The sequence below is a fragment of the Pseudomonas sp. TAE6080 genome (assembly GCF_018732265.1).
In the GTDB taxonomy this organism is placed as follows: domain Bacteria; phylum Pseudomonadota; class Gammaproteobacteria; order Pseudomonadales; family Pseudomonadaceae; genus Aquipseudomonas; species Aquipseudomonas brenneri.
This window is the reverse complement of sequence record NZ_JAHIDY010000068.1, coordinates 1-17,202: the sequence shown is the minus strand read 5'-3', so window position 1 is coordinate 17,202 and position 17,202 is coordinate 1. Positions and strand designations below refer to the sequence as shown.

Genomic DNA, 17,202 nt, shown 5'->3' with positions numbered 1-17,202 from the left:
TGGCGGTGGGTCCGGGATTTCGGTCTGGATGAAGATCAAAGGTGGGAGCTGTCGAATTCCGGCCAGCAGAAAAAATCGATACTGCCCAGGTCGTTGATCAGCGCCGCACTGCGCATGTCGCCGATGATGCCATGGGCATCGATGGCGCTTTGAGTTTCGTTTTGTTGTTCCAACGAGATGCGCATGGTCTGCCCAGCCTTTCTTTCAGGAGTCCATTGAGCTGACTGACGGTGCAGGGCACACGTTCAGTGGCTTGTCTGGAACGCGACGATGGCTGTCTATATCTATCGTTTTTGCCAGGGGGCTTTTGGTTAGAATCACCGGCTTGATGACGTGAGACGCTGCCCATGACAACTGTGCACCGGCCTTGGCTTGAGGCTTATGCCGACAACTACCGCAACGACGAAGTGGTCCATCCCCATTGTCATGCCCAGGCGCAATTGATCCACGGTGTTTCCGGGGTGATGGTGGTCAGCACGGCCCAGGGCAGTTGGCTGGTTCCGTCCGGGCATGCGTTGTGGGTGCCCGCCGGCACGCCCCATGAAATTCGCATGGCCGGCGAGGTGCATATGCGCACCTTGTTCCTCATGCCCGAGGTGGAGCCGAGCCTGGGTCGCACCTGCCAGGTGATTGAGGTTTCAGCGTTGCTGCGGGAGCTGATCGTGGCCGCCACGCTGATCGCCGGTCAGCTCAACAACCCACGCCTGCCAGCAATGGTGGAACTGATCCGCATGGAACTGCTGGCCGCGCCGGTGGTGGCCATGCATGTACCGGTGCCCGGCGACGCACGGCTGGCCAGGCTGTGTACGCGGTTTATCCGCAACCCTTCCGATGACAGCAGCCTGGAGTCCTGGGCCGACACTCTGAACATGAGTGCGCGCACCCTGAGCCGGGTTTTCCAGCGGGAATTGGGCATGAGCTTTGGCGAGTGGCGAAAACGCGCGCGCCTGGCCCTGAGTCTGAAGTTGCTGGCCCAGGGCGCCTCGATCCTGGAGGTCGCACTGGAACATGGTTATCAGAGCCCGAGTGCGTTCAGCGCAATGTTCCGCCGTTCGCTGGGGTATCCGCCGAGTCATTTCCGCCCTGGGGCCTGATGTTGCTTCATGTAACCCAATTGTCCATTTGGCGACGATACATGGCCCTGGCGCGGGCGAATCCGCCAGGGCGGGTGCCTAATCTGCAAAGCTCATTCTTCAGCGAGCTTTGTGATGCCCAGCCTTGTCGTTCATCCCTTCACTGGTAATCGACTCCCGGTAGCCCTGACCCTGCTTCTGCTGGGCGCGCTGGCCGGATGTAGCGGCCTGCCCAGCGAGCCAGCAGCGCAGTTGGCGGCCCAGGCAGCACCGCAATTGTCCGGCGGGTCTGCAAACCCGCCACTGCCCGAGCGCTGGTGGCAGCTTTACCGTGACCCGCAATTGGACCGGCTGGTAGCGCAGGCCCTGATCCACAACAAAGACCTTGAAGCCGCCAGCGCCCATGTCGACGCGTTGCTGGCGCGCCTGGAGCAGGTCGACAGCGAGCGCCAACCCTCGACCTTGCTGACCTACGGCGTGGGCTATGGCCGCAGTCGAGATGACCAGACCCTGGCCCAGGCAACGGGTGAACACGCCGATGACCAATGGAGCCATGCGCCCGGATTATCCCTGAGCTACACCCTGGACCTGTGGGGGGCGGTGCGTTATCGCCTGGCTGCCGCCCGTGCCAATGCAGATGCGGCGCGGGCGCTGGAAGATGAATGGCGGGTGACGGTGGCCGCGCAGACCACACGGGCCTATGGCCAGGCCTGCGTTTATGCCTTCAGCAGCCAGGTGCAGCGTCATTCGGTGCAGGTGTTGGAGCGCAGTGTCGATGTCACGCGCCAACTGCAGAAGGCTGGGGCGGCGACGGCGCTGGACCTGGCGCGGCTCAATGGCCTGCTGGAGGAAACCCGTGCGCCGTTGCCCATATTGAACGCCCGCCATCAGGCGGCATTGTATGAACTGGCGGTGCTCAGTGGTGTGCCGCCGCTGGATCTGGCCCGGCAAACCTGTGCCCGACGCCCGCAATTGCAGGCGCCGCTGCCTGTGGGCGATGGCTGGGCGCTGGTGCAGCGGCGTGCCGATATCCGCCGTGCCGAGCGTCAACTGCAAGCGGCCACGCTGGCCATTGGCGTCGCACGCGCCGACCTGTATCCACGGGTGACGTTCGGCGTCGCGCTGGAGTCTTCCGCAAGCAGCCTGGGCCAGTTGGGGGACAGTGAGGCGCTGGTGTATTCCGTGGGGCCGCTACTGTCTTGGCGCTTTCCTCATCGCGGCGTTGCCCAGGCCCAGGTGGGCCAGCGCCGGGCCCAGATGCGCGAGGCCCAGGCGCGTTTCGACGGCACGGTACTCAGCGCCTTGAAACAGGTCGAGCAAACCCTGGCGCTGTACCAGGGCGAGCAGCAGCGAAGCCAGGCCCTGCAAGCCGCGCTGGGCAACAGCCAGCAGGCGTTCGAGCTGGCCACCCGCAGCTATCGGGCCGGTGCCCTCGATGCCCTGCAACTGCTCGACAGCGAGCGCAGCCTGGTCAACCTCCAGGCCACCCTGGCCCAGGCTGACTTGCGCTTGATCAACCGCCAGATCGATCTTTTCCAGGCGCTCGGTGGCGGCTGGCAACGTGACGACTCACCTCAACCCATACCCCTTGCTGTCCTTGGAGCCACACCATGAACCAGGCTGTTGAACCCGCGATCCTGCAATCCACTCCCGGCTTGATGCAACGCCATCGCCGCGTACTGCTGACGGGCGCATCACTGGTGACGCTGCTGGGGGTGGGGTTGTTTTTTGGATATTGGTGGCAGTGGGGGCGGTTCCTTGAAGAGACTGACGATGCCTACGTGCGCGCCGATTGGGTGGCGGTCAGCCCGCGTATCGCCGGCTACGTGGCCCAGGTGCTGGTGGAAGACAACCAGCCAGTCAAGGCCGGGGATGTGCTGGTGCGTCTGGATGAGCGGGACTTTATCGAACAGTTGCGCAGCACTCAGGCCCGGTTGCAGCAAGCCCGGGCAGCCGCGACGGCACGCCAGTCCAGCCTGCACACTCTTGATGCGAGGCTGGGCGAGCAGCAGCAACGTATCGCCCAGGCCGAGGCGGCCTTGCACAGCAGCGAGGCCGAAGCCCAGCGTGCTCGGTTGGACTATCTGCGCTACCGCGATCTGGTGGGCCAACAGATCTCCACCCGCCAGCGCCTGGAAACCGCCAGCGCCAGCCAGGCCAAGGCACGGGCAGCGGTGACCGAAGCCCGGGCCCAAGTGGCCCGGCAGCAGGCCCAGTGCCAGGTTTTGCAGGCGCGTCGCCAACAGGTGCAGGCGCGGATCGCCGAATCCCAGGCCCGGGTGGGCGAGGCCCAGGCCAATCTGGCCCTGGCCCGCAATGCCTTGAATGACACGGCGATCCGCGCGCCGTTCGACGGGGTTGTGGGCCAGCGCAAGGTCCGTCGACAGCAGTATGTGATGCCAGGCCTGCCGTTGCTGGCGGTGGTGCCGGTGGAGCAGGCCTATGTGATTGCTCATTACAAGGAAACCCAGTTGCAACACATGGCGCCGGGACAATCGGTGGATATCGCGGTGGACAGTTTTGCCGGCCAGCGCTGGCGTGGTCGGGTAGAAAGTATTGCCCCTGGTTCCGGCGCGGTGTTCGCCCTGTTGCCGCCGGACAACGCCACCGGCAACTTCACCAAGATCGTGCAGCGTTTTGCGGTGAAGATCCGCCTGGTCGCGGACGAGGCGAATGCTCCCGCAATCTTGCCGGGGATGTCAGTGATTGCCACGGTGGATACCCGTCCGGTCAGCCAGCAGGACAGTTCCCATGGCGGTTGATGCGCGCACTTCGACGGTCTCGTTTCGCGCCTGGGTTGCGGTGATCGGTGGCTTGTTCGGCTGCTTCATGGCTGGGATGAACGTGCATGTCACCAGCGCCGCGCTGCCGGAAATCGAAGGTGCGCTGGGGGCCACCTTCGAAGAGGGCTCATGGATTTCCACGGCCTATCTGGTGGCGGAAATCATCATGATCCCGCTCACCGCGTGGCTGGTGCAGGTGTTTTCCTTGCGGCGGGTGATGCTGTGGGGTTCCGGGGTCTTTCTGGTGGCCTCGGTGGCATGCTCGATGGCGCCGAACCTGCCGGTGATGATCATCATCCGGGTGATCCAGGGCGCGGCCGGGGCGGTGCTGATTCCATTGTCATTCCAGTTGATCATCACCGAACTGCCGGCCAGCAAGATCCCGTTGGGCATGGCGCTGTTCAGCCTGGCCAACAGTGTGGCCCAGGCCGCGGGGCCCTCCATTGGCGGTTGGCTGACCGATGTCTATTCGTGGCGCTGGATCTTCTACCTGCAACTGTTCCCCGGCATCGCGCTGTTGGCAGCCGTGGCCTGGTCCATCGATCGCCAGCCGATGAACCTTGGGCTGTTGCGCCGGGGTGACTGGCTGGGCATCGCGTGCATGGTGCTGGGGCTGGGGGCGTTGCAGATTGTGCTGGAGGAGGGCGGGCGCAAGGATTGGTTCGGCTCGTCTTTTATTGTGTGGATGAGCCTGGTGGCGGTGGTCGGGCTGGCAGGGTTTATCGGCCGCCAATTGTGGGGGAGCAAAAGCTTCATCAACCTGCGGCTGTTGGCGCACTACAACTTTGGCGTGGCCAGCGTGGCGATGTTTATCTTCGGCGCCAGCACCTATGGCCTGGTGTTTCTGGTACCCAACTACCTGTCCCAGATGCAAGGCTATAACGCCAGCGAAATTGGCGTCAGCCTGATTGCCTATGGCCTGGTGCAACTGGTGCTGGCACCGTTTCTGCCACGGCTGATGAAGTGGTTGAGCGCCAAGGTCCTGGTCGCCTCGGGTTTTGCGATCATGGCGTTGGGCTGTTGGATGGGCGCACACCTGTCGGCCGACAGCGCCAGTAACGTGATCATTCCGTCGATTGTGGTGCGAGGTATTGGCCAGCCGCTAATCATGGTGGCGCTGTCGGTGCTGGCTGTGCATGGGCTGGCGAAGGCACAGTCCGGCTCGGCCTCGGCGGTATTTTCGATGTTGCGCAACCTGGGCGGTGCGGTCGGCACGGCCTTGCTGGCACAGTTGGTGGTGGTGCGCGAGCAGGTGCATTCGGCAAGGATCGGTGAGTCGCTGAGCATTTTCGAGCCGGCCTTGCAGCAACGCTTGCCGGGCGGTGGTTTGCTGCAGGAGCAATGGCCGGAGCACCAGCAAGTGCTAGGGTTGCTGGACCTGGGGGTGCGGCACCAGGCTTTCTTGATGGCTTACAGCGATGCGTTCTACCTGGCGTGTGTGGCGTTGACGCTGTGTGCGGTGGCGGCGCTGTTGTTGCGGCGTACCTAGCGCCGTGGTTGCAAGCCTCGCAGCAGCAAATCCAGACCTTGCAGCGCCTGCTCCAGGCGCTCATCCGGCTGTGCATCGTGGGCAATCCATTGCGCCGTATCCACCAGGCTGCCATTGATCAAGCGCGCGAGCGCCAGGCTGGGAGCCTGTTCGATCGCCCCGGCTTGCATCAACCCCTCCAGCAGGCCGCGCAGTGATTCGATGCATTGCTGCTGGGCGCCCACATTTTCGCCCAGTACCGCCGGTGTATCTTGCAGCACAATGCGCTGGATCTCGGGGTCCTGGGCCATGCGCAGATAGGCACGGCAGCGCTCGCAAAAACCGTCCCAGGGGTTGTCGGCCTGGTCACTGATCTGTTGCAGGCGCTCATCCATTTCGCGGTCGAGTTGCGCGACCACGGCGGCCAATAAGCCTTTTTTGTCGCCAAAGTGATGGTACAACGCGCCTCGGGTGAGGCCGGCGCGGGCGGTGAAATCATCCATCGACGTATTGGCATAGCCTTGGGTAGCAAAGGCCTGGCGGGCACTGGCAAGCAGGCGGGCGCGGGTTTCTTCGATCATCTCGGCGCGGGCTCGGCTCATGGAAAACGCTCGTTATCTGCGGGTGAGTGGTTGACATACGCTGCGTATGTTACTCATGATTTGTCACATACGCACCGTATATCTTTTGCCCGGATTGCATTGAATAGCAAGCTCCAGGGCTCCCAGCAAGAGGTCACGCACCATGGCAAACCCCTACGCCGAGCTGTTCCAGGCGCCAGGTTCGAAGGCATTTGTAGCGGCCGGCATGCTCGCGCGTATGCCGATCTCCATGACCGGTATCGGCGTGATCACCATGTTGTCCCAGGTCCGTGGCGGCTATGGCTTGGCCGGAGCGGTGGCGGCGACTTTTGCCTTGGCCACGGCGTTTTGTGCACCCCAGGTGTCGCGGCTGGTAGACCGCTATGGCCAGGGTCGAGTGTTGCCACTGGCCGCTGCATTAGGTGGCGGGGCGTTGCTGTTGCTGTTGCTCTGCACCCGCCTGCAGGCGCCGGACTGGACGCTGTTTGTATTCGCCGCCATGGCCGGCTGCATGCCCAGTATGTCGGCCATGGTGCGGGCGCGCTGGAGCGAGTTGTACCGTGGCCAGCCGCAGCTGCAAACCGCGTTTGCCCTGGAGTCGGTGCTTGATGAAGTGTGCTTTATCCTCGGGCCGCCGTTGTCGGTGGGGTTGAGCGTGCTGCTGTTTCCCGAGGCGGGTCCGCTGGTGGGGGCGATCTTGTTGGCGGTAGGGGTCGGCACCTTTGTCTTGCAAAAACAGACCGAACCACCGGTCCATGCGCATCATGGCCCTCAGGGGCGCTGGTTGATCGCCTCCCCCAAAGTGTTGGTGCTGATGCTGCTGTTAATGGCCATGGGGACTATCGTTGGCGTGGTGGACGTCGTCAGCGTGGCGTTTGCCGAGCACCAGGGCCAGCCGGCTGCCGCCAGTATCGTGCTGTCGGTGTATGCCATTGGTTCGTGCCTGGCCGGGTTGGCCTTCGGTGCCCTGCGGTTGACGATGCCGTTGCACCGCCAGTTCCTGTTCTGCGGCCTGGCCACGGCCCTGACCACGCTGCCGTTGTTGTGGGTGGTGGATATTCTCGGGTTGTCGCTGGCGATATTCGTCTCCGGGCTGTTCTTTGCCCCAACACTGATTGTGTCCATGGCCCTGGTGGAAAAAGTCGTGCCGGCCAGTCGCCTGACCGAAGGCATGACGTGGCTGATCACCGGCTTGAGTATCGGCGTGGCACTGGGGGCAGCGAGTTCTGGTTGGATGATCGACCGCTTCGGTGCACCCAGCGGGTTCTGGGTGGCGCTGGTGGCGGGGGCGGTGGTGCTGGTGTCGGCGCTGCTGGGCGCGCGGTGCTTGGGCCAAGGTGTGAACAGTCAGCCCTGCACGGGGTGACACGTGTGCAACGGGAAGGGAAAACCCGGACAGGCAGGGTGCCTGTCCGGGGTGAGTGCTTAGAAGTTGGTGCGCATGGTGAACATCATGTTGCGCGGGTTGCCGTAGTAGCTGTTGCTCTCGATGGTGCCCGTCTGTGAGTAATACGTGCGGTCAAAGATGTTTTCGATATTGACCGACAGATTGACGTTCTTGTTTACGTCGTAGCCAATGCGTGCGTTGTAGATGGCATAGCCACCGGTCTCATTCTTGATCCCTTTGCCGACGTTGCCACCCACATGGCGGCCATAAACACCGCTTTGGATGGTCGAGCCTGCACCGATCTGCCACTTCGAGTACTCACCTTGCAACTGATAGTTGGCCCAGGTACGCAGCATGTGTTCGGGCATGGAGGTCTGGAATGTGGTGCCTTCCAGGTCCGGGTTGTTCGGGTTATTGACGTACTCGCTGGTGTTGTAGGTGTAGCCGGCGGTCAGCTCCAGGCCGGTCATGACCTTGCCAGTGATCTCGGCTTCAAAGCCTTGGGAGCGGACTTTGCCCCCTGCCACATAGCAATTGCAGGTGGTTGGCTGGTTCGGATCGCGCTGGGCGAGGCCGGAGTAGGTGGTGCGGAAGATCGCGAAGTTGGTGTTCAGCGTACCGCCGTACAACTCACCTTTGAGGCCCAACTCGTAGGTATCACCGGAGCGCGGTGTCAGGGCACCGCCGTCAACGGTTTCGACGTTAAGTTGCGGGGTGAAGATCTCCGCGTAGCTGACATACGTCGACCAGTTGGGGTTCAGCGCATAGACCAGGCCATAGAATGGCACCACCTTGGCGTTGGTCTGCATATCGCTCTTGACGTGCCGGCCGTTCAGTTCGTTGCGCTGGTCCTGCTTGTAATCAAACCAACTGACACGCGCACCGACGATTACGTCCAGCGGCTCGAACACATTGACCCGCAGGGAACCGTACAGGCCTTGCTGGTCCAGGGTCGAGGTGGTGGTGCGGTACTTGTTGGTGCGGGCATATTTGGGGGGCGTGAAATTCAGAATATCCGGGATGAAGTCGTAGGCCCCATTGTAGTTGGTAACGTCATAACGCCCGGCGACCCGCTTGCTGTGGGAGATATTGGCGCCCAGAATCGCTTCGCTGCGATGGCCCAGCATGTCGAAGTTGCCGTTGAGGAACAGATCGGTGTTGTACTGGTAGTTGTTTTCGCCACGGCCCTCGGCCCAGTTGTAGGCGCCTGAATTGTCGATCGGGTCGATCTGGCCACCGGTGTTGCTGTACAGGGCATCCAGGTTGAAACGGGTGTAGTTGGTGGCCAGGGTGGCTTTCCAGTCTTCATTGAGCTGATGTTTGGCTTCGAAGAAATACTGGGTCGACTCGACGTCGTTATAGTCCGATGGCGAACTGAGGTTGGTCGAGCGTTTGAAGTCGATCTTCGAACCGTCCTTGTAGCCCGGCAGGCCCCAGTCCATGGTCGAGCGGTTGTCGGCATTCTGATAAGTGAAGCCGGCGCTCAGCAAGGTATCCGGGTTGAGGTCGAATTCCAGTACGCCGTAGGTCGATGCCCGTTTGCTCTTGCCACCGTCATAGAAATAACGCCGCGTGTTGTAGGAGGTTGCCAGACGGCCGCGCAGGGTTTTTTCTTCGTTGAGTGCGCCCTGAACATCGACTTCCTGGCGGTAGTTGTCCCAGGTCCCGGCCTGGGTCACGGTGCTCAGCTTGAAGTCGCTGCTGGCGCGCTTGCGCACCAGGTTGATCGCACCCCCTGGCGAACCCGCACCCTGGAACAGCCCGGCCGAACCCTTGAGGACTTCCACGCGCTCATAGGAGATCAGGTCTGACCAGTTCAGTGAGGTGATGCCGGTGCTGGTGCCGGCCGGGATCGGAATGCCGTTGATCTGGAAGTTGTCGATCTCGAAGCCACGGGCGTACGGTTGGTTGTCGCCGTTGAGGGCACCGTAGGTGACCACCCCTGGAACGAGGCCGTAGACGTCGTTGAGGGTGGTGATGTTTTGATCCTTGATGCGTTGGGCAGTCAGCACCGTAACGGTTTGTGGGATCTCTTTGAGGCTGCGTTCGCTCTTGCCGATGGTCACCGCGCCGGTGGTGTAGGAGCGGGTGTTTTCGGTGTTGACGCCCAGTCCAGCTTGCCCGACGACACTGGTTGGAGCCAGTTCCAGGGCATCCCCGGATTTGCGGCTGATGCTCACGGCATTACCCTGGAAGCTGTAATTGACGCCGGTATTTTGCAACAGCTTTGCCAGCCCCTCTTGCGCACTGAACGTACCGCTGAGGCGAGTGCTGCTTAACCCCTGAATATCATCCGGGCTGTACAGCACCTGTACCGACGACTGCTGGCCGAATGTCTGCAAGGCATTGGCCAGTGGTTGCTGCGGGATATTGAAGTTCACCGCCTGCTCCTGCGCCTGTGCCGCCAGGGGCAGCGCCATGGCCATGGCCAGGCTCAGGGTGGTGAGGGAGAAATGCTTGCTCAGGGCGTGAGACATCACAATGGCTTTGACATACGGGTTCATTTGTCGAAGAGCGGGCCTTGTCATTTTTTTACCTAGTCTGTAAGGGGCAGAGAGTTATTTTTTTAAGTTTGGGGTGAAGCAAATCGCAAGACGTGCACAACTTTTTTCAGGTCGTTGTCATGCGGGTTGCGCCTGAGTCATCACCCGGCCGCTCTCCATGCGCACCAGTTGGTCGGCGATATCGAAATAACGGTCGTCATGGGAAATCACGATGATCGTTTTACCTAGACGTTTGAGGTCCGGTAGCAGTTCGGTGTAGAAAATTCGGCGGAAGGTCGGGTCCTGATCGGCCGCCCATTCGTCGAATACCAGAACCGGACGCTCTTCCATCCAGGCGTTGACCAGCGCCAGGCGTTTGCGCTGGCCGGTGGAAAGATCGGTGGTGGTGAAGTTGCCGTCGCGCACGCTGACCTTGTGCGCGATTTCCAGGCGTTCCAGGTAACGGTTGGCATCGTCCGGGATGTGTTGGTCGCCCTGGACAATGTCATCGAACAGGTAGTAGTCGGCAAAAATCGTGGTGAATAATTGACGGTAGTCGTCGCGGTTGGCCGCATCAATCGTGGCGCCATTGAGGGTGATGTCCCCCTGTTGCGGGGCATACAGCCCCAGCAGCAATTTGATCAACGTGGTTTTTCCGCAGCCATTCTCACCAACGATAAAGGTGATGTCGCCCTGGTTGATCTTCAGGTTCACCGGGCCAAGACGGAAGGGCGCGCTGCCTTCGGCGGCCGGGAACGTGTAGCTGACATTGTTCAGCTCCAGAGTCTTTACGGGTGTAGCAGGGGCGCCCTTGTCGCTGAGCAGCAAGTGCGGCTCGGGTGACGAGAACTGTTCGCCCAGTTCTGCGATGCGCCGGAAGGCGATCTGGGCGCGACTGATGATCGGCAAGGTGCCGATCAGGTGTTCCAGCGGGCCTTTCATGTACAGCAGGACCAGGACGAAGCCGCTCATGACCGTCTTATCGGCGCTTGGCCATTGCGATTGCAGGGTCAGGGCCAGCCCGATGACCACAAAGAACAGCATCGAACCGAAGCTCTTGGCGATGATAAAGGTGTTGATTGAGCTGATCTGCGTGTCGCGAATGGAGTTGGCGGTACGCTGGATCCCCAAGGTGAACATCCGCTGGCGGCGGGGTCGGTGAATGCGCAGTTCCTTGGCCCCTTCGGCAATCGCGTTGTAATGTTTTTGCAGTTCGTCTTCGGCTTCGCGTGCAGCGATGAAACCCTTGATGCCACGGGCGCGAGCAATTGACTGGACCACGCTGCCGATGCCGATAGCGACCAGAATCATTACAAACATCGGCCACGACAACATCGCCAGGTAACCCAGGCAACCCAGGACCACCGTCAGGGAAATCGCCAGCGGGGCGAAGGCAAAGGCAAAGTCGCTGATGGTGTCGACGTCATGGGTCAGCACTGGAATCAAGCGGTGAGTGCGATAGCGCTCAATCTGCTCGATGGGGGTCGACAGGACCTTTTCTCCCAGTTCTTTACGCAGCCTGGCAATGATGTGCTGGCCCACATAGTTAGTACCGATGTCCGAGAGGATTGAACTGGCCAGCGCCAGCAGGCATAGGCCGGCGAACACGGCGATGACGGTCTGGGTCAGGCCTTCGGGGGCGTGCAGGGCATTGTTGATGGTGGCCAGCAACACGGTCACGCTCAGGCCACCGATCATGCCGAGCACGATGGAGACGCAGACGATCAGGCGGAAGGGCTTGAGCAGGGCGAGCAATTCCTTGATTGCCCCGCGTGTTGGCTTGTTCATGGAGGATTCCTGCCAGGAGAAGAAAATAGGGCCGCTAATAACCAAAACGAATGGCCTGGCGGTTTATTTAAAGGACCGCAAAAGGCCGCGGTCCGGTGGCAGGATCAGAGGTCGCGTTCTACGCGAAAGCCCAGCCAGTCGCCGCTCTCGTTGGGGTACATGTTGTTGCGGTTGCCGGAGCGCGAGAAGACCGGTGCTTCAAGGTAGTCGTTGCCGCGAATGCTTTGCAGCTCACAGCTCTTCTCGACCCAGGCACTGCCGTCAGCAGGGGCGCCGACGTAGTTTGGGTGATAGCAGTCGGCAACCCACTCGGAGACGTTGCCGTGCATGTTGTAGACACCAAAGGCATTAGGTGCAAAGGCCTTGGCCGGGTTGGTGTAGGTATAGCCATCGGTCGGGCCGTAAGTGTTGGCGTGTTTGGAGATCTGATAGTTCTTGCCTTCATCGAACGGGAACGGGAACGGGCCTGGGTTGCCGCCACGAGCGGCGTACTCGCGCACGGCTTCGCTCACCAGGCGGTACTGCTTGCCGGTCTTGTTCGACAGCCAGGCAATATAAGCCTGGGCTTCGGCCAGGTTCATGCACACCGCAGGTTGCTGTGACTCCTGGGGGTAGCTCGGCTTGCCGTTGGTGCAGCGGCGACCGGGGCGTACATCGAAGTCATTGAGGCGGGCGCCGGTTTCATTCTGGTAGGCCTTGAATTCACCTGCCAGTACCTGGAAACGGCTGATGGCGAAGGGTTTGGCAAAGGTCACTGGGTGCTGTGGGCTTTCGTCAGGCTCGTGGCCGATTTCATCGTCCGGGGTGCCCATGGTGAAGGTGCCTGCCGGCAACACGACCATTTCCGGGCAGTCCTTGCAGTCTTTGAAAACCTTGCCTGGCTGCTGCGCTGTGGTGGCTGCTGCGGCCAGGCCTGGCAGCAGGCACAGGGCTGCGACCAGTACTGCCAGGGGCTTGAGGGAACGCGTCGAGGTGGTGAGCGTGCAAGTCATAAGTCGTCTCGATAGGAAGGGTCAGCGCTCAAGGGCGGTATCAGAGTTTTTTGCCAAGCAGGGTCATGAAGCGATCGACTTCGCTCTCGGTATTCAGCAATCCCGGTGCGGTGCGGATCACCGGGCCGGCGTCACGGTGTACTGCGTCACAAACCACACGGTTTTCCATGAGGTAGGCAGCCACTTTGTCACTGCTTTGTTCCTTGACCCGGAAGAAGGTGAAACCTGCCGAAAGTTCGGGGCTGGTGGGCGTCACCAGTTCGATCTGCGGATGGGCCAGCAGACGCTCTTTCAAGTAACTGTTGAGCCCATGGATACGGGTCTGCACGTCGGCTTTGCCCAGTTGCAGGTGCAACTTGAAGGCTTCGTTCAAGGCCCAGCGATGCTCGAAGGCGTGGTAGCCGCCAGGTGACAGGGTGGTGGCAAAATTGGTGTCTTCGGAGAAGGTCGGCACCGTCGGGGTCACGTCCTTGAGCTCTTCGGAGCGGGCACAGATGATCCCGGTACCACGTGGTCCGAACATCCATTTATGGGTGCCGGCGATGAAGAAGTCGCAGTGCATCTGCGGGAAGCTCAGGTCTTCCACGCCGAAGCCGTGTACACCGTCGACCACGTAGAGAATGCGGTCTTTCTCGTCGCGGCTGCGGTTGAGTTCTTCCACCAGCTTGCCGATTTCGCCGATGGGCAGTTTCACGCCGCTGCCCGATTGCACCCAGGTCATGCCCAGTACCCGGGTGTTGGGGCGGATATTGCTTTTGATCGCACTGAGCACTTCATCCACCGAAATCCGGTGGGCGTCCTTGAATAGCTTGATCTTGCATACTTGGGTGCCTTCCTTTTTCACCCGGTAGTCGAGGGTGAATTCGGTGGAGTAATGCTCGTGAACCGTGGTCAGAATCTCTTGGTCCGGACGCACATGAATGCCGCCGTAGATCATCGCCAGCCCTTCGGTGGTGCTGCCGGTCAAGGCAATCTGCCCCGGTTTGGCTTGCAGGTAACGGCCCGCCCAGTCACGCACCTGGGCTTCGCGTTTCCAGGCTTCCTGCAAGTCCCAGTCCATGGCCAGGCCGGGGTTGCGGTCGATTCGTGCACGGTGCAGGTCGATCGCATCGCGCACGGGCTTGGGGTGGGAGGTGACCAGGAAATTGGAAAAGTGGATGTAGTCCGGGTCTTGGGTGAACAACTGGCGCAATTGCGCCCATTTTTCCTCGGGCACGGGCGCCGCAGTGCTCGCCAATACATGCTGATTCAGGACAGCGGTGCCCAGAGGTAGACCGGCGGCGAGTATCCCGGCCTGTTTGAGAAACGTACGACGATCAGTCATGTGTGCGGTTCACTTGTCAGCAAAAGGGGGAGGTAATCAACGGTCGGCCACCGGCCGGGCGGCTTTTTGCACCTGATCCCAGACCCGCAGGAAGTTGCCGCCCCACAGCTTGGCGATATCGGCTTCGGAGTAACCACGGGAAATCAGTTCGGCGGTCACGTTGCGAATCTCGCTCACGTTGTCCCAGCCCTTGACGCCGCCCCCTTCGTTGAAGTCAGAGGCAATGCCGACGTGGTCGATACCGATTTTGCGTACGGTGTAGTCGATAGCGTCGCCGTAGTCTTTGAGACTGGCCTTGGGCTCTTCTTCAAGGATCGAATACAGGCCGCTGGCGTATTGGCCAAACTTCTGTTCAGGCCAGGCGGCGATAATCGGGTCGCCCGGCATCAGCGCCATGGCCAGGTTTGGCAACGGCGGCAGGTCGAAACGTGCGCGCAAGCTATTGAGCTTGCCCTGGGTGGTTTGGGTCAGTGGACGCAGGTATTGGGAGAACCCAACGACCTGGACCACGCCGCCGCTGTTCTTGATCAGTTGCATCTCTTTGTCGCTGAGGTTACGCGGGATATCCACCGCGGCCCGTGGCGCTGAGTGCGAGGCCACCATCGGTGTGCGACTCAGTTGTGCGACTTGTTCCAGGGCCTTGGTCGACATCTGCGAGACGTCGATGATGACGCCCAAGTCATTGAGCCGATGCACAGCCTGTTGGCCGATGTCCGAGAGGCCGTTGAGGGCATCGGGGGAATCGTTGAAAAACGGCAGTGGGCGTGAAGAGTCGGCCCAACTGTTATTACCGATGTAGCTGAAGCCGAACATGCGCATACCGCGTGCGGCCCACATATCCAACAGATTGAGGTCGTTACCCAAAGGGTAGGCATTGAGCATGCTGATAAAAATGGCGAACTTGCCTTCGCCGTGCAGGCGTCGGAAGTCGTCTGGGGTATAGGCAATGGCTACCTGATTGGGGAAGTCGCGGACCATCCCTGAAATGATTTTGTAGCGCACCTCTTGCTGGTTACGCGCTTCTTCGACAAAGCCTGCGGTGGGGCGATGGGGGGCATTGTCGCCGTTCCACATCTCGGGCCAGCCGAAGATAGTCAGGGCGGCCCCGGACAGGCGCCCTCGGTTGGCCTTGACCAGGTCGAACTGACCGTCGCCGTCTTTGTCGGCTTCGTGACCGTGGGTGCCGAAATTCAGCGGCACTGAGATGTGACTGTCGAAGGACAGCAAGCGATCCTGCAACTCATTGGCTTGCTTGATCACCTCCAGCGGGTAACCGGCGTTGCCCCTGAACCAGTGGTCCCAGACCAGAAAACCTGCCCCGGCGCCAATGGCCAATGCCAGCGGCAGGCCAATGTAAAGAGCCTTTCTTGAACGTGGTTTTGTCATTGCCATCTCAGTCAGTTCGCCGTCGAAGTGCAGGCGCAAGGGCCTTTGCTATCTGGGAAGAACGAGCGATAGAGCGGGAAATTTAGGCGCCCCATCCGTGGCGGTAAATTTCCCGTGGCAACAAACGTTCTAGCTTGGATAAAGCCTGCTTCATGGCTGATTCCGGCCGGGCAAACCAGGCGGGACAATACAGGTAGGAAAATGACGATTTCTCGACGAGGGTTCATCGCAGGCCTGGCGCTGACGGGCGCCGCAGTGCCTGCGGCCTTTTATGCCCATCGTGAGTTGACGCGTGAAGAGTTTCCGATCACGCCGGAGGAAGCGACGGTTGATCTGGCCGACACGGCTGGCCAGCGCCTGGCTGATTCCCTGCGAGGTGTCTGGAGCCTGCGTTTCGAAGGCGGTGATGGCGGGCTCCACGGCCTGCCGCTTGAGGGGCTGGAGTTGTTTCTTGATATTGCCCCGCGTGGACGCGGGTTGCGTGGCTACCTTGATACGGGTGAGCAACTGCGCGCCGATGCTGAGCCGCGTTATCAGGTGATGGGTGATTTGGTGTCAGGCAATGGTACGGAGTTGTATTGGCGCCTGATCGACCGCGAGTCGCCTGGTGGCGTGCCGGCTTATGAGCTCAAAATGACGTTGGATGAGGTCTGGGCGGAGTTCGGCAATGCCGGCAGCGGCACCCTCAGCGGGCAAATCCTGCGCCTGGACCGACCGTTGGCGCTCCCCGAACTGGACAGTCGTTTTATTGCCACCAAGCAACTGTTTCCCGAGGCTCGGGAGCGTATTGGCTTGAATCAGGCATTGATGGCCTGGCTGATCGCGCCTGAGCATCGCCTGTTCCATCAGCTCTGGCACGCTTCTCGCGATCAGTGGCACAAGCTCGCCGAAGACAAGCGTGATGCCTTGCGCGGTATTGGCTGGCAGCCCGGACCGCGGGATCAGGAGCGAGATGCCCGTGGTCCGCGCAAAGACCGCAACGGTTCGGGTATCGACTTCTTTTTCATGCATCGGCACATGCTGGGCACGGCGCGTTCGATGCAGGATCTGCCGTCCTGGCCGCGTTTCCCCGCGCCGCAGCCGGAGCTTGAGCGTGATCGCCAGGGCTTTGCTCGCTACTTCGACAACCATGATGGTTTTGCGCTACCGCCAACCTGGCTGGCCAGTGGTGACAGTGACTACACCCAATGGGTCAGTGACATCAAGACGACTGAGACCTACCACAGTAATTTTCAGGTCTGGGAGTCGCAGTACCGCGATCCGCGCTATCTGGCCAAGCTCACCCTGGGGCAGTTTGGTTCGCAGGTAGAGCTGGGTCTGCACGATTGGTTGCACATGCGCTGGGCCTCGGTGCCGCGAGATCCGTCCAACGGCGCCCCGGTGCCGTTTGCCCGTGATCCGGCGGACTTCTCCGCTCGGTGGTATGCGGCGCAAAACGATTTTCTCGGCGACCCGTTTTCCTCGCATGTGAACCCGGTGTTCTGGTATTTCCATGGCTGGATCGACGACCGTATCGAGGACTGGTTTCGCGCGCACGAGCGTTTTCATCCGGGCGCAGTCAGGCGCCTCGAAGTCAATGGTGTGCCTTGGTTTGCGCCTGGGCGTTGGGTGGAAGTGGCGGATCCCTGGCTGGGCCCGGTGACTCACGGTTGCAGCACCACGCCGGGGTTGCAGATGGGCAAATCGGTGGAGATGGATCCGGAAACCATGAAGCTGGCGCTGCGTATCACCTTTGGTGCGGATGATGACCAGCTCGCACAGCTGTTTCGCAAGGTCCCCAGGCGTCCCTGGTATGCGCGGCATTTGAAGGTGTCGAAGGTGCCGTAGAGCTGATGTGCGGGCTTGCTCGCGATAGCGATAGGTCAGTCAGCATCATCAGCGCCTGATCCACCGCCATCGCAGCCTCGCCGGGGCTCGACAGCTCCCACCTTTGATCT

13 protein-coding genes are annotated in these 17,202 nt (G+C 61.0%); 6 read left to right on the top strand and 7 right to left on the bottom strand.

Annotated elements, in window-relative coordinates:
• Nucleotides 1–35: 35 nt before the first annotated feature.
• On the bottom strand, nucleotides 36–185 hold the full coding sequence (locus KL786_RS28220) for a hypothetical protein (protein WP_215519691.1): 150 nt from the start codon (nucleotides 183–185) through the stop codon (nucleotides 36–38).
• A 162-nt stretch (nucleotides 186–347) separates the two neighbouring features.
• Between KL786_RS28220 and KL786_RS28215 the strand changes: the two genes are divergently transcribed.
• From KL786_RS28215 to KL786_RS28200, 4 genes are all read left to right on the top strand, one after another.
• Nucleotides 348–1,094, top strand: a complete 747-nt coding sequence (locus KL786_RS28215; protein ID WP_215519690.1) for an AraC family transcriptional regulator — start codon at nucleotides 348–350, stop codon at nucleotides 1,092–1,094.
• 114 nt (nucleotides 1,095–1,208) lie between these two features.
• Nucleotides 1,209–2,687, top strand: coding sequence for an efflux transporter outer membrane subunit (locus KL786_RS28210; protein ID WP_215519689.1), 1,479 nt, complete (start codon nucleotides 1,209–1,211; stop codon nucleotides 2,685–2,687).
• Nucleotides 2,684–3,835, top strand: coding sequence for an HlyD family secretion protein (locus KL786_RS28205; protein ID WP_215519688.1), 1,152 nt, complete (start codon nucleotides 2,684–2,686; stop codon nucleotides 3,833–3,835). Before KL786_RS28210 ends, KL786_RS28205 begins: the two co-directional genes overlap by 4 nt.
• Nucleotides 3,825–5,345, top strand: a complete 1,521-nt coding sequence (locus KL786_RS28200) for an MDR family MFS transporter (protein WP_215519687.1) — start codon at nucleotides 3,825–3,827, stop codon at nucleotides 5,343–5,345. Before KL786_RS28205 ends, KL786_RS28200 begins: the two co-directional genes overlap by 11 nt.
• Here KL786_RS28200 and KL786_RS28195 read toward each other — a convergent pair.
• The gene (locus KL786_RS28195) at nucleotides 5,342–5,926 is read right to left on the bottom strand and encodes a TetR/AcrR family transcriptional regulator (protein ID WP_215519686.1); all 585 of its coding nucleotides are present in this window, start codon (nucleotides 5,924–5,926) and stop codon (nucleotides 5,342–5,344) included. The genes KL786_RS28200 and KL786_RS28195 overlap by 4 nt on opposite strands.
• 142 nt (nucleotides 5,927–6,068) lie before the next feature.
• Between KL786_RS28195 and KL786_RS28190 the strand changes: the two genes are divergently transcribed.
• Nucleotides 6,069–7,271, top strand: a complete 1,203-nt coding sequence (locus tag KL786_RS28190; RefSeq protein WP_215519685.1) for an MFS transporter — start codon at nucleotides 6,069–6,071, stop codon at nucleotides 7,269–7,271.
• Nucleotides 7,272–7,330: 59 nt separating this feature from the next.
• Here the strand turns inward: KL786_RS28190 and KL786_RS28185 are convergent, their stop codons facing one another.
• From KL786_RS28185 to pvdM, 5 genes are all read right to left on the bottom strand, one after another.
• On the bottom strand, nucleotides 7,331–9,769 hold the full coding sequence (locus KL786_RS28185; RefSeq protein ID WP_215519684.1) for a TonB-dependent siderophore receptor: 2,439 nt from the start codon (nucleotides 9,767–9,769) through the stop codon (nucleotides 7,331–7,333).
• Nucleotides 9,770–9,913: 144 nt separating this feature from the next.
• The gene (locus KL786_RS28180; protein WP_215519683.1) at nucleotides 9,914–11,563 is read right to left on the bottom strand and encodes a cyclic peptide export ABC transporter; all 1,650 of its coding nucleotides are present in this window, start codon (nucleotides 11,561–11,563) and stop codon (nucleotides 9,914–9,916) included.
• Nucleotides 11,564–11,667: 104 nt separating this feature from the next.
• Nucleotides 11,668–12,555 (bottom strand): dihydropyoverdine dehydrogenase, encoded by an 888-nt coding sequence (gene pvdO / locus KL786_RS28175; RefSeq protein WP_215519682.1) that lies wholly within the window; start codon nucleotides 12,553–12,555, stop codon nucleotides 11,668–11,670.
• 40 nt (nucleotides 12,556–12,595) lie between these two features.
• Nucleotides 12,596–13,879 (bottom strand): pyoverdine-tailoring periplasmic protein PvdN, encoded by a 1,284-nt coding sequence (gene pvdN / locus KL786_RS28170; RefSeq protein WP_215519681.1) that lies wholly within the window; start codon nucleotides 13,877–13,879, stop codon nucleotides 12,596–12,598.
• Between the two features lie 36 nt (nucleotides 13,880–13,915).
• Nucleotides 13,916–15,265 (bottom strand): pyoverdine-tailoring dipeptidase-like protein PvdM, encoded by a 1,350-nt coding sequence (gene pvdM, locus KL786_RS28165; protein WP_215519680.1) that lies wholly within the window; start codon nucleotides 15,263–15,265, stop codon nucleotides 13,916–13,918.
• A gap of 201 nt (nucleotides 15,266–15,466) precedes the next feature.
• On the opposite strand from pvdM, the gene pvdP reads away from it, so the two are divergent.
• Nucleotides 15,467–17,092, top strand: coding sequence for a pyoverdine maturation tyrosinase PvdP (pvdP, locus tag KL786_RS28160; protein WP_215519679.1), 1,626 nt, complete (start codon nucleotides 15,467–15,469; stop codon nucleotides 17,090–17,092).
• Nucleotides 17,093–17,202: the final 110 nt, after the last annotated feature.